The 12,325-nt window shown below is 35.4% G+C and carries 16 protein-coding genes; all 16 read left to right on the top strand.

Going from position 1 to position 12,325, the window contains the following annotated elements; translation table 11 throughout:
- A partial coding sequence (locus tag IEU71_RS08965) for a conjugal transfer protein (protein WP_188349644.1) occupies nucleotides 1-299 on the top strand: 299 nt, incomplete at its 5' end.
- 15 nt (nucleotides 300-314) lie between these two features.
- Nucleotides 315-542, top strand: a complete 228-nt coding sequence (locus IEU71_RS08970; RefSeq protein ID WP_004902671.1) for a TcpD family membrane protein — start codon at nucleotides 315-317, stop codon at nucleotides 540-542.
- 1 nt (nucleotide 543) lies between these two features.
- A complete protein-coding gene (locus IEU71_RS08975; protein ID WP_004912154.1) occupies nucleotides 544-912 on the top strand; it encodes a hypothetical protein in 369 nt (122 codons plus the stop codon).
- 169 nt (nucleotides 913-1,081) lie between these two features.
- Nucleotides 1,082-1,651: an alanyl-tRNA synthetase gene (locus tag IEU71_RS08980; protein ID WP_241888899.1), complete on the top strand. Its 570-nt coding sequence runs from the start codon at nucleotides 1,082-1,084 to the stop codon at nucleotides 1,649-1,651.
- Between the two features lie 63 nt (nucleotides 1,652-1,714).
- Complete coding sequence (locus IEU71_RS08985) at nucleotides 1,715-3,751, top strand: CD3337/EF1877 family mobilome membrane protein (RefSeq protein WP_004912160.1); 2,037 nt, start codon at nucleotides 1,715-1,717, stop codon at nucleotides 3,749-3,751.
- Nucleotides 3,751-4,926, top strand: a complete 1,176-nt coding sequence (locus tag IEU71_RS08990; protein WP_004912163.1) for a phage tail tip lysozyme — start codon at nucleotides 3,751-3,753, stop codon at nucleotides 4,924-4,926. The genes IEU71_RS08985 and IEU71_RS08990 overlap by 1 nt, the downstream gene beginning before the upstream one ends.
- 19 nt (nucleotides 4,927-4,945) lie before the next feature.
- Nucleotides 4,946-5,470: a hypothetical protein gene (locus tag IEU71_RS08995; protein ID WP_004912165.1), complete on the top strand. Its 525-nt coding sequence runs from the start codon at nucleotides 4,946-4,948 to the stop codon at nucleotides 5,468-5,470.
- The gene (locus IEU71_RS09000; RefSeq protein ID WP_036066667.1) at nucleotides 5,460-6,026 is read left to right on the top strand and encodes a hypothetical protein; all 567 of its coding nucleotides are present in this window, start codon (nucleotides 5,460-5,462) and stop codon (nucleotides 6,024-6,026) included. Before IEU71_RS08995 ends, IEU71_RS09000 begins: the two co-directional genes overlap by 11 nt.
- A gap of 12 nt (nucleotides 6,027-6,038) precedes the next feature.
- Entirely contained in the window at nucleotides 6,039-6,482 is a 444-nt protein-coding gene (locus IEU71_RS09005; protein ID WP_036058478.1) for a thioredoxin domain-containing protein, read from the top strand.
- A gap of 11 nt (nucleotides 6,483-6,493) precedes the next feature.
- Entirely contained in the window at nucleotides 6,494-8,992 is a 2,499-nt protein-coding gene (locus IEU71_RS09010; RefSeq protein ID WP_004912173.1) for an ATP-binding protein, read from the top strand.
- Nucleotides 8,993-9,005: 13 nt separating this feature from the next.
- Nucleotides 9,006-9,341, top strand: coding sequence for a hypothetical protein (locus tag IEU71_RS09015; protein ID WP_004912176.1), 336 nt, complete (start codon nucleotides 9,006-9,008; stop codon nucleotides 9,339-9,341).
- Complete coding sequence (locus tag IEU71_RS09020) at nucleotides 9,328-9,672, top strand: hypothetical protein (RefSeq protein ID WP_004912177.1); 345 nt, start codon at nucleotides 9,328-9,330, stop codon at nucleotides 9,670-9,672. The genes IEU71_RS09015 and IEU71_RS09020 overlap by 14 nt, the downstream gene beginning before the upstream one ends.
- Complete coding sequence (locus IEU71_RS09025) at nucleotides 9,665-9,922, top strand: hypothetical protein (RefSeq protein WP_004912179.1); 258 nt, start codon at nucleotides 9,665-9,667, stop codon at nucleotides 9,920-9,922. Before IEU71_RS09020 ends, IEU71_RS09025 begins: the two co-directional genes overlap by 8 nt.
- Entirely contained in the window at nucleotides 9,922-10,233 is a 312-nt protein-coding gene (locus IEU71_RS09030; protein WP_004912180.1) for a hypothetical protein, read from the top strand. The genes IEU71_RS09025 and IEU71_RS09030 overlap by 1 nt, the downstream gene beginning before the upstream one ends.
- Nucleotides 10,234-10,245: 12 nt before the next feature.
- Nucleotides 10,246-11,616 carry an FtsK/SpoIIIE domain-containing protein gene (locus IEU71_RS09035; RefSeq protein WP_004912182.1) on the top strand — a complete coding sequence of 457 codons (1,371 nt, stop codon included), beginning with the start codon at nucleotides 10,246-10,248 and terminating at the stop codon, nucleotides 11,614-11,616.
- Complete coding sequence (locus IEU71_RS09040) at nucleotides 11,616-11,927, top strand: hypothetical protein (RefSeq protein WP_004912184.1); 312 nt, start codon at nucleotides 11,616-11,618, stop codon at nucleotides 11,925-11,927. The genes IEU71_RS09035 and IEU71_RS09040 overlap by 1 nt, the downstream gene beginning before the upstream one ends.
- Nucleotides 11,928-12,325 lie beyond the last annotated feature (398 nt).

Genomic DNA, 12,325 nt, shown 5'->3' on the forward strand with positions numbered 1-12,325 from the left:
AAGCGATCACGGCAAAGGTTCAAAAGTTTACCAAGCAATTCGTACAAAAATATGTCTCTAGTTCAACTAAGGATATGTCATTGTTCATGAATAACCCTGTGGGCTTAGATAATGCAGTAGATTTGGTTAACCTTGATGAGAGTGATATTAAAGTCACTGGTTCAGCAGATAAACCAATTGTCACTACTAAAATCACAGTTAAAGTACATGGTTCAGATATTACGCAAGTGCAGACAATTTATTTAGAATTAAAAAAACAAAATTCTACATACTTTGTCACAAAGTTTTTACAGGCTTAGAAAGGAGGTATCAGATTGGACTTTTATAATTCAATTAAATCTTTATTGTTAGTTGGTACGGTTGTTATTGCTGGTGGACGTGCGTTAATGCATTATGGCAAAAATGAATCTAAAGATATGTGGATGTCAATTTTTATCGGTGCATTAGTTTATTTCTTCGTCAATGGACCGCAAGATAGTTTACAGGCGTTTAGTGGTATTTTGAATGCTTTGCTAAATTGGGTTAAGGGTATTGGTGGTTAAGATGTTTAATTATCGACGAGTTTATATCAATTCAGCGAAGTTTAGTAAAATTGGTAAAGGCATGCGTTTACCAATTATGGTTGATACAAGATTTTTGTACTTGTTCTCAATCACGCTAATCATCACGGCTTTCATTAGTTATGTCTTAGGTTGGTTTCACATGCAGTATCTTAGTTTAGGTTTTGGGTTAATGATAGTCAGTGAAGTAGCTGTTTACTATTTAGACAGTCAACTTAAAAGAGATAATCTACCATTTGAAACAACGATCAGATATTTAGTGACTTATGTTTGGCTGTTTTGGTTTCGAAAAAATCAATTGTATCAGGGAAAGCGTGTTAATAGTAATTCAAAGCAGTACATGATACTGTAAGTAAAAAATTTAAAGAGCATGGTCAAACATGCTTTTATTAAGGCATCGTCAATCAAGCGATAGGGCAAGTTGGGGCAGTACCAGCAGATGCGTAAGAAATTCAAAAAGACAATGAAAAAGGTGGTGTGTTAAAATGGATATAACAAATCGAGATGTGAGAGAAATTACAATGTCAAAAGACATCAAAAAACAAAAATTACTAGACGAAGTAAAAGATGAAAAACCTGTTAAGTCCAAAATACTAACATTACCAATTCTTATTATCGGTTTTTTAGTTGTTGTTTTTGGAGCATACATGCTTTATGCAATGACACATATGCACGTTACAAACAAAACAGAAACATCGACTGTTAAAACATCAAGTGGTTCAGAAAAAGCATCATCAAGTGCCAAAAAATATGTCGAGGGTAAAGATTACAAAATCACCTATAGTAACAAGAATTTGATTGATAAGGCTACTTTAGATAAGGCTTTAAAAAATAGTACTGGTGCGGATATATCTTATATGATGGATACGTCCGAAGACGGTGGCGACATAGCAAAAATCGAAGTCTACTATAACAAAGATAAGAATTTGTTGGTTGAGAATTTGTTCAAAAACGGGCATTCGACTAATGAAGCCACAACCGCTGTTGTATATGATTTAAAAAACAATCAAATTGTCAATAGTGGCGTAAATTATGATACAAATTACCAACCGTCATGGCTAGTTTATACATGGGAAAAATTATCTAAATAAGCTATAAAGCAAACATTTACAAAACTTGTAAGTGTTTTTTTATTGCACTAAGAAAGGGAAATGATGAAAAAATCAATTATATTATTGCTCGTGATTGGGTCAATGTTTAGTTCACTGGTAGTCAGTAGCTTCATGATTGCACCTCAACCTGTTTATGCCTTGACTGTTGATACACCAGCTTTAAGAAAAGCAAAACGTGAGTCGGATAAAGAAGCATTGGCAAAGGATAAGGCAAACGGCAAGTCAGTCTATGAGGGGACAACCCAACCGACACACACCGAAAAAACAATTAAAGACAAACTAAAATATAACGACATTGATTGGGTTAATAAAAATATTTCAAAAAACTTCACGGTTTACTATCAATCAGGGTCGTTGACAGATTTAGGTTTAAGTTCAGCGCATCTCGTAGCGAGCTTGTTTATGTCATTAAATCTCTATATCATCTATCCATTGTTTGATACAGCTTTATCAAAGATGTTTGATTTAACCAATATCACTCAAGGGATCAACGACATTTTCTCAAATGTGCAACAATTTACCAAACAAACATGGGCTGGTGAAGTCTTTAAGCAGTTATTGTATACTGCTTTTGGTTTAGGTCTTGTGTGGGTGTTTATTCAGAGTGTCAAAAGTGGTGCTGGTTTGAAAGCCATTTTATCAGTTTTGTTAGTAGCGATTATTGGTAGTGCTTGGATAAGTGCTGGTGGTACAGTCTTGACGAAAGTTAATGAATTTACGTCAACTGCTCAAACGGCTATGTTCACTGAAACGTCCAATATTAACGGACAATTTACTGATAGTGGCGATAGATTTGAGAGTGCAATCAGAAGAGCTTATTTTGAAAAGGTAGTTATACGTCCTTACACAATAGCGAACTTTGGAACAACCAATTTAGATGCGAGCGAAAAAGATGGTTCGTATCGTCTCATCGGTGGTAAAGCTGATAGTGATGTTGTTGATGCCTTAGCAAAATCAAATGATTATCTCTCTAAAGATGGTGGTGAAGAATGGTATCAAGCATCTGTCGGTCTTATGGCGCCAATTATGTCACTAGCTTATGGTATACCATTGTTGATGATTGGGGTATTTAATTTGCTACTGCAATTAGGGGCAATTTTGCTTTACTATTTGTCTCCATTTACAGTTTTACTTTCTCTCCTACCAAGATTTTCAAACAGTGCTTTAAAAACTGGTTTAAGTGCGTTAGGTTTGTTATTCGCAAAAATCGGACTGATATTTGGTATTATGTTTGTTTCATGGGTTGGCACGGTTACAGATACGATTGTACCAGTCACAAATAGTGCTAGTGCGCTACTCAATTCAATTGTCTATATTGTCCTAATGGTTTTGCTTTGGAAAAATAAATCATTCCTAGTCCAAACGGTAACTGGTTCATCAATGGCAAATCAGGCTTTGAATAAAATTCAACTCACACAAGCAGGACAACGTGCAATGTTAGCTGGTAGTGAAATGGTCAACTCAACTAAACACGGCTTAGAAAATGTCAAAGGCTTTAGTGGTCGTCATGCTAAAGACAAATCAGAAGACAAGTCAAAAGGTAAAGATGATGAAGATTATGATGAAAACCGTGATAGACGTGGCAATGCACCTGATGAGCAAGAAATGCGTGAATTAGAAGAACAACGCAGACAAGAACGTGCAGAACGTTTGGCTGATGAAGCAGAACGTCAACGTCAAAGAGATGCTGATGAAGAAAATATTGTTCCTGATAACTCTGCTTATGAAGATTATACGGATAGACGTGGTTATGGCGATGATGATGATTTGCCAACTTATAAACGCACACCTTATCTTATTCGTGACAGAGCCACAGAAGATAATCATGGAAAAGGTTCTAATGAGCCTGACAGGGCGTTTAATCGTGGTCGAGTATTAGATGACGAAAGTAGTGAAAAACTTGCTGAAAAGAGACGTGAAGCACGTTCACAAGTTTTGAAGCCTAGTGCTAAATCAGTTACACCAAAATCAATGACAGTAGATGATGATAAATTGCAACAACGCAATTTTGATGAAGCAGTTCATCATCAAGAACAAATTACGCAAGATGAGGAAAAAGAATTAGATAAGGAGTTGTGATGCAAAAACAATTAGTGTCTCATTTCAAACATAAAAGTTTGCTTTTCTTAGCGCCTTATTTAGCTTTTTTCTTAGTGCTGTTACTGATCGTAATGGCACTTTTTTATCAGGATAATAATAATGACTGTCAAAGTACAGATACCACAGTAACTGTTACAACAAATGCTGATAAAGAAGCAGTGGCTAAATCTTTACATGATAACTTAAAGAAAATATCAGGTGTGACCGAAGCTGGTATTGCTGGTTATTTAGCCAATACACAACACGAGAGTGGCTTTAATTCTAGCGTGATACAATCAAATGCGCCTTACAGTGAAAGTCAAGCCATGAACCCTAAAGTAAGTGGTTATGCTTTTGGTCTTAATCAATGGGACAATTCAAGACGTGTTGAGTTAATCAATTATGCTAAGTCTAAAAATAAACCGTGGACTGATGCAAGTGTGCAGTTCGATTTTGCGCTTAATCATGACGGCACAAACTCTGACTTATTAAAACAAGGTCTGAAAATGACTAACATTGATGATGCCACAGAATTTTTAAGAGCTAGTTGGGAACGTGGTGGTGCTGGGACAACAGCTACTAGACAAAGCTATGCTCGTTCTTGGTATGCTAAGTTTTCCAATGGGTCATCAGATACAGCCGTTGATATTGCCACAATTGGTACAGAAACAACTCAAAATACTGATAATACAACCAATAATTCAAATGGTTGCGCTACTAATGTTGCGCAAGGTATGGGGACTAGTGGTTCGCCAGTTAAAGAAATTCCTAGTGCCTATAAAAGCAAAATTAAGGACACGAATTTCACAGCCACGTCATCATCAAACACTTATCCATTCGGACAATGTACTTGGTATACCTATAATCGTATGCAAGCATTAGGCACACCAGTAGAAAATTACTTAGGTAATGGTGCTGATTGGGGTAAGAACGCTAAAGCTAAAGGGTATAAAACTGATAGTCAGCCACATGTTGGTTGGGCGGTTAGTTTCTCACAAGGGGCAGATGGTGCCGACCCGACTTATGGACACGTAGCTGTTGTTGAAGCGATCAGTGATGACAAAACACATTTCTTAGTTAGTGAATGTAATGTTGTGGCATCTGGAACAGGTACAGTTAGTTTCCGTGAATTAACGGCAGGTCAAGGCGTAATTTTTATTCAAGGTAAGCAATAAAAATAGAAAGGTGTTAATTATGAAAAATAGCCGTTTAATCATCTTTGCTAGTCTCGTGTTGGCTGGAATTATATTAGTCCAATTTAATCAAATACCTAACTTGGATAAACAATTAGTACAAGCTAAGGCTGATTTAAAACAGGCAAAAGCTAATCAAGTCAAATCACAAACGATTGTATCAAGTCCAAAATCGCAACAAGAAACGGTTAGTGATAGCACTAATCAAGTGACTAATTTTGTTAAGACATTTAGTAATCAGCCTACTTCAACTTATCCTGATGCTTTGAAAGGGTTGGCTTCACAAAAAGTAATTAACGAATTAACACAAACCTTTGCGCCTAGTGTGACGTTTAGTGACAAGGCGCATTATGATGTGCCACTTGTCGGGCTTAAAAATGCTTGGGGGTCTGATGTAGAATATCTAGTTATTGCTAAGAGTGATGTACAAAGTGTGGCTTACACAATCACTTATGATACGGATGAAAAACAAGTGACTGATATGTCACGACTAACTTTGAAAGGGGCATACGATAATGAAAAATAAGGTTTTACTTAGCATTATGGGTTTGCTTTTGGTTGGTCTTGGTATCGCAATGTCAATCACAAATCATAAACGGTCACAGATAGCAGATGTTAGAAAGGAAGTGTCGCAAGTGGCTAAAACACAAAAGCATGTCACGACACAAATTGATAACTTACAAACGACTTACAATGCCAATGATGCGACAGCTAAACGAAAGTTATTAGAATTTGCAAAGGCTTATTATACTTTTAGTAGTCAATCTGATTATGACAAGCGATTTAATCAAGTATCAGATATTTTAAGTTTATCAGATGACCAAAAAAGCCAATTATTTGATAGTGGACTAGATGCCACAGGTGGTTCACGAATTGATAATCTCGGTTTAACTAGTGACTATCAAACAGCCACAGGTTATACCAGTGATTTAGATAATCAAACAATCGAATGTTTAGCAACTGTGGTTGTCAAAACTAGTGGTACAGCACAAAAAGCAATCAATCAAACCGTCCTAATACATGGCTGGTTTGATATTAAAAGTCAAAAATTAACGTCAATTAAAATCAATCAAATACAGTAAGGAGTATGAATGATGAAGCATTATATTAAAGGGGGTAATAATACTAAGAAAGAGACTAAAAAGCAGTTACCCAAACCAATTACAATTATTGTCAATAAAGTATTACCAGTCATTGTGTTACTAGTGGCTGGTTTTTATTTTATACCCTATGCATCAATGAACTTTCAAAATAATGATGTTGATCATATCAATAAGAATAATGAAGCAGTTATGCTTTACAGTTCAACGTGTTCACATTGTCGAAAAGTCTATCCTAAAATCTTTTGGCATAACGTTTTGAATTTTAAAAACGCTGACAAGCAAATTCAAACAATCAATGTGCAAAACCCTAATAACAAGCATTACATTAGTGAGTTTGCTGTTCAAGAAACACCAACGTTTATGAAACCAAATAAGCCAGATATGCGGGTGGTTTCAACTGATGTACAAGTGATTAACAATTTTTCAGAAAGGTAGGCTAATCAATCATGGCAAAAAAAGCAACGGTTAAATATGAAAACCCTGTTGTGCAGTATCGAGATAACTTATTGTTGACTACGATTGGTGATGTGTGGGCTTATTACAAGATTAAGCCTTTTCAAATCAATGTCGCTAATGTTGAAGATAAACGCAAATACAAAAATAGTTTTATTGATGTGTTTGAGCGTTTACAAAAATATGATGATGTTGATTTAAAACTCATTCCTAAAGATATGGACTTAGCTGGGCGTATTCAAGGCACGAGTGATGATTGGGCTGATGATTTAAGGGAAGTTGCCGAGTATTATATCGGTCAAGAAGAAGTCAATCTCTTAGAGAGTGAGTTCAACCCAGCCATTATTGATGAATTTTATATCGGGGTTAAGCTTAAAAATATCAACGTTGGCGATGACTTGAAAGACAAAGTTAGTTTTGTGACTGATTTAGTGATGAAGCGCATTGCAGAGACATTTAGGTATCAGGTCAAGTTTGATGATAGTTTTTTTGAACGTTTTAATACCATGAATGAAGATGTGTTGAGCATCTTGAAATCAATTGATGCCGAGAAAATGGACGAAGACAGATTAGTCGCCATGCTTGGTTTGCCTTATCATCACGAAAAAGAAAAATCACTTATGGCAATGCGTGATACAGTGTTTGATTTATCCCAAACAGGCTTTATTAAACGAATTACAGATGAAAACGAAGATTACTTCACGCATCTCATTTTGAATATGCCAGACAAAATGCAATTTTTATCTGTGTTACCAGAAATACAATCATATAAATTTCCAGTTGAAGTGCATATCAAAATCAATTTTCCCCAAAGAGACGGCTGGCGTGGTTTAAAACAACAAACCAAATCATCAAAAGGAAAGTATCGTGATGAATTACGAGATGCCTTTAATACTGATGAAGACAGTTCCAAACGTAGTGAATTGAATTACAAATTGGCGAAGAATTTGGTCAATGTTCTTGATGATAAAAATGGCTTTTTGCAATGGTCTGTTATTTTAGTGGTTCGAGATGAGAACGTCAAAGAATTAAAGAAAAAAGTCAATAAACTTAAAACACGTTTAAAGACTTTTGAGCGAGATATTGAGTTGTATCAACCAAGTTTCAATCAAGAACAATTATTATATCAAACATTGCCAGCGGTTAATTTAGGGGTTTTCAAACAATGGCGACAATACACAACTGTGCCAGCTTTAGCCGAGTTAATGTTTGGAACAAGTCAAGCCTTAGGTTCACATACTGGTTTCTATGTGGGACGTGTTTTGAGCCTAGATAAGTTTGAGACTATTCAACAAGCCGTGGCATCTTCCAGATTACTGTTATTGCTCAATTTAGTGATTACCAACAAGGGCATCAGGGGTGCAAAAACAGATAGTCCCCACCTTGCATTATCAGGCGATACAGGACAAGGAAAATCTTTTTTATTTAAACTATTGTTGCTCCACATGGCAATGTTTAACGTCAAGATTTTATACATTGATCCTAAGCAAGAAATACACCGTTGGTTTATGCGTGCATTGGAAACTGAGAAAAACCCTTACTTCCGTAAGTTGATTAGCTCGTTTCATTTTGTCACTTTAAATGCCAATGATAGAAATAATTTAGGGGTACTTGACCCAATTCTAACTTTGAATGAGCAGAGTACCGAAGATGATATACCTGATGTGTTGACTCTGGTTAAAGAAATGTTAGTCCAAATCAGACCAATTTCACAAGATATTCAATTAGAGACAGCGCTTAATCGTTCGATTAGTAAAGTATGTGCGATGCGTATTCAAGGCGAAAAGGTCGGGACTTTAACAGTCTTTGATGAATTAGCTAAAGGTTCGCAGGCAGAAAAAGATTTATCAGATTTCTACCAAAGCATCGTGCCAAAAACGATGTTGCGCTTAGCCTTTAGTGACGGTTCAACAGATAGTTTGCAATTTAATGATCAACGGACAATTTTAGAAGTTACTGGTTTGCAACTACCCAATGCTAAGCAAGATAGCCGTACTTATACTGAAACGCAAAAGTATTCAATGGCTTTGATGTTAGCGCTGGGTAAATATTTAGAAAAGTTTGGTCGAGCAAACCCAGATGAGTTTAGTTTGGAAATGATTGATGAAGCATGGATATTTACGACTTCACAGGCTGGTAAGAATGTGTTTGATAGTATCAAGCGATTAGGGCGTTCTGAAAACAATGCTGTTTTTTACGCCACACAACGTGTCAAAGATAGTGATGATGAAGAAAGTATCGGACAGTATGGGCAATTATTTGCCTTTGATAGTTCTGATGATCGTGAAAATATTTTGAAACAGTTTAATTTGCCAGTAACCAAAGCAAATATTGAAATGTTAGCTAACCTGAAAAAGGGACAATGTTTGTTTAGAGATATTTATGGGCGAGTTGGTAAAGTAGTTATTCATTCACTCTTTGATGAATGGACGGCAGCCTTAAAGACGGTTAACTCAAATGAAAGTGCCAAGTTAGAAGAAAAGTATGCCTAGAAAGTAGGACAGTATGGGAAATGTAATTTTATTTTTGGTAGTTGGTTTTGGTTTTGTTTTTTTCTATGTTAGGCACAATCGAGATTTTGAAGCTTTAGATGATTTAGGCAAGGAAATCTATAAGACTAAAGACCTAGCGTTTACGATGCCACAGGCTAGTGATTTATCAAAAGATATTCAAGACAAAACTGGTGTGATTACTGGTAATACAGTGACTACTTTTGATAAAAAACTGCTTATGTTGAAGATTGAAGCAAGTGATTTTACTATTACAGTTATTTTAGATAAAAAGCGAAATGTTGTACGAATTGATGTTGAAAATAGGGGTAAGGAATATGAACAAAGTTGATTTTACAATGGCAGATTTACAGCCTATGTCGCTAGGTTATGAAGAAGGACAAGATGTGACACCAGAAGTCCTAAAAAGAGCTGAAAAGGCTTATCAGTATTTTCATAATAAGTATTTAGAATTAGTGGCATCTGGTGTTGAGCCAGAATTGCGAGACCTTTTGATTGGTCATGATGCTTCATTGGAAGACTTTGTTGGCAGAGTGAGACAGGTTGTGAAGTCAGGTTATTATTATGACAGTATGGGTGTGTTTAGTGTTTATTTGGAATATAACGATACTTATGCTGAATTAAGAGATTACTTGAATAGTAGGGGGTCAATTGATGTCTAGTGCTTTTAAAAAATATCGAATGATACGAAAAAATGTGTTGTTATTGGCACAAGCGATTATCAATGTTAATGGTAAAATTACTTGGCAAGATTATGCGAGTGATAGTCCTTATCCCGACCAGCATAGTCTAACTTTGAACGAGATTAAGGGTAGTTCTGAAAAATTTGAGCGCTTTAGGAATGAGTTTGCACATCAAATGTATAGTAACGTCATCAATGATGAGATGCAAAGATTGGAGAGTGAACGATAATGTTTGGCTTAACAGTTGATGAATTTAAACAATCTTATTTTCCGAAGTATAGAGAGAGCGGTGTTATTACTATTGCTGATGTAAAAGATGCTAAGCGTTGTTCTGATGAATTTCATGATTTTTTAGTGAATAATCGTTTTTTGTCGAGTGTATCTTGTTTTAGAGTTTATGATAATGAATTATTTGGTTTTTACAAACAAGCTGAAAGATGTTTGAAGTCAGGTAAGACAGATGTTTCAAACATTGAAGTTGAGTGGCGTTTATTGGCTGGTAGTGGCTTGACGTGTCGTCGTTTTCTATCTGGTAATTGATAAGGTGGTGTGATGTTTAAGACAATTAAATACAGTGATCAATATTTAGCAAAGACTTTATTTAAAAGGACTTTGCTTTTTATCTTGTTTTTAGTAACGATTTGTTTTGGTTTTTGGTATTTGAATATTTTTCAAGCGTTGATGCAAGGGCAATATAGTTGGTGGTATTTGTCGCCTATTGTTTTAAGTATTCTATTGACTGGTTTGTTTGGTTGGGGTTTGTATTGGTTATATAAACGTTACCCAGTTAATCATGATAATAAGTTGGCTCATTATTTTACTGCTATTGAATTAAGACAATTGATTAGTTTGTTGGTTATTTCAAAAGGTTACTTTGAAACGGCATCTGATGAAAATGGCACGTTTGTTAAATATTTTCCAAAAATTAGAATTAAGTTTTTATTTAAAACAGGACAAGTTCTGTTGGAAGAACCAGTTGACGGACAAAAGTATATGCAACAATTCTCTAAAGGCGAGTTTGATACGGCTGTTGAGATAGCTTTGTTGGCTGATAAACAAACCACTGAATTTGCTAAGAATAAGATGACAAGTACATTTGCATTTGAGCCAATTAAGTTTAGACGAAAGTTGTTGGAATTAAAAGCTAGAAAAGGGGTACTACAAGTGGCGAAAGGTATTGATTGGAAGTTTGATAAGTTTTACAATGCTTTGATTGCTGGAAACGTTGGTACTGGTAAATCATATACAATGTTTTCAATTATTGGTCAATTATTAACGTTGACAAAATATGTTGATATTCTCGACCCTAAAAATTCTGATTTGGCTAGTCTGAAGCATCTACCAGAATTAGAAGGACATGTGTTTAGTGATATAAATGATATTACAAAATGTGTTGCTGATTACTACGATAAGATGATGAAACGGGCTGAAATTATGGAACGCAAAAAGTCTAAAGGCGTGATTGGGTCATATTTTGATTTTAATTTTGCACCTAGTTTTCTGATTTTTGATGAGTTTGGGGCGTTTACTGAAATGGGCGATAGTTTGCCTTATGGGTCTGATGAACGAACAAATTTTGATTTAGCAATGTCAAAGATGAGCCAAATTGCAATGCTTGGTCGTGAACTAGGGTTTTATATTTTAATCGGAATGCAGAGACCCGGCACAGATAGTTTACCAACGTCAATAAGAAATCAATTGAATTTACGTATCAATATGGGCGTTCCTACGCCAGAAGTGAAGCGTATGATGTTCCCTGACACACAAAAGGAGTTCCACCCACTCTCAAATGATTTAAAGGGTTGGGGCTTTATACAATCAGGTAATGAAGAAGTACGCTCATTCTTTGCACCAGAGATACCAAAAGATTTTAATCTACATGAATACATGCGTGAACAGATAGCCAAAAGGGAGGTTGCCTAATGGCAGAAGATGTTGTCATAATTCAACGTACAAAATTGAGTTTAATAAATGCTTCAAGAAGTATGTCGTTGATGTTGGGTAAGTTACGGTCGATTGATGCAACTGAAATGGCTAATATTAGAAATATCGTTAAGAACATTGATATTGAAAGTGGCGCTATTGAAAACGACAAAGCGTTGGAACTTATTCAAGAAATAAGAGATGTTGATGTCTTTAATTTTGATCAGGACATTGTAGAGTTGATAAAAAATATTGAGAGTTCCCAAGCAACACTCGATAACTATATTAGTGCATTTAAAAGATTGGTCTAAAATTGATTGGCTTGTGAAATTTTAAAAGTGCTGTGATGAAATAGGCGTTTTAAGGACTTTGTGAAAGGTTTTGAAAATGAACTATTTTTTAGTGCTTTTAAACGTTGATATAGCGTTACTTATGATAGCAGCCGTTATGTCAACTTGAATTGGTATGGGTGGATTGCAAACCATGTACTTGGTGTCTAATCAGACGGTGATTTTTTGAAATATTTTTGTAATGTAGCTGAGCTCAAAGTTTTTAAAATTTATTTTAAGGCTTTTTAACATCTTAATTTCTCAAATAAATTACAAAAAAAAAAACACTTGCTTTATTGAATGTGGTAGATTGCAAGAATTAACCGAACACTGCAAACTGCTGAAAAACCTTTCGTGGTGATTGCCAGTTGAGTGTTTTC

It is taken from the genome of Leuconostoc falkenbergense (assembly GCF_014634805.1).
GTDB classification, from domain to species: Bacteria; Bacillota; Bacilli; order Lactobacillales; family Lactobacillaceae; genus Leuconostoc; species Leuconostoc falkenbergense.

Coding starts and splice junctions, on each gene's coding strand:
- IEU71_RS08995 (WP_004912165.1), top strand. CDS start 4,946: ATGAAAAATAGCCGTTTAATCATCTTTGCTAGTCTCGTGTTGGCTGGA.
- IEU71_RS09030 (WP_004912180.1), top strand. CDS start 9,922: ATGTTTGGCTTAACAGTTGATGAATTTAAACAATCTTATTTTCCGAAG.
- IEU71_RS09005 (WP_036058478.1), top strand. CDS start 6,039: ATGAAGCATTATATTAAAGGGGGTAATAATACTAAGAAAGAGACTAAA.
- IEU71_RS09035 (WP_004912182.1), top strand. CDS start 10,246: ATGTTTAAGACAATTAAATACAGTGATCAATATTTAGCAAAGACTTTA.
- IEU71_RS08975 (WP_004912154.1), top strand. CDS start 544: ATGTTTAATTATCGACGAGTTTATATCAATTCAGCGAAGTTTAGTAAA.
- IEU71_RS08980 (WP_241888899.1), top strand. CDS start 1,082: ATGTCAAAAGACATCAAAAAACAAAAATTACTAGACGAAGTAAAAGAT.
- IEU71_RS09000 (WP_036066667.1), top strand. CDS start 5,460: ATGAAAAATAAGGTTTTACTTAGCATTATGGGTTTGCTTTTGGTTGGT.
- IEU71_RS09040 (WP_004912184.1), top strand. CDS start 11,616: ATGGCAGAAGATGTTGTCATAATTCAACGTACAAAATTGAGTTTAATA.
- IEU71_RS09015 (WP_004912176.1), top strand. CDS start 9,006: ATGGGAAATGTAATTTTATTTTTGGTAGTTGGTTTTGGTTTTGTTTTT.
- IEU71_RS08990 (WP_004912163.1), top strand. CDS start 3,751: ATGCAAAAACAATTAGTGTCTCATTTCAAACATAAAAGTTTGCTTTTC.
- IEU71_RS09020 (WP_004912177.1), top strand. CDS start 9,328: ATGAACAAAGTTGATTTTACAATGGCAGATTTACAGCCTATGTCGCTA.
- IEU71_RS09025 (WP_004912179.1), top strand. CDS start 9,665: ATGTCTAGTGCTTTTAAAAAATATCGAATGATACGAAAAAATGTGTTG.
- IEU71_RS08985 (WP_004912160.1), top strand. CDS start 1,715: ATGAAAAAATCAATTATATTATTGCTCGTGATTGGGTCAATGTTTAGT.
- IEU71_RS09010 (WP_004912173.1), top strand. CDS start 6,494: ATGGCAAAAAAAGCAACGGTTAAATATGAAAACCCTGTTGTGCAGTAT.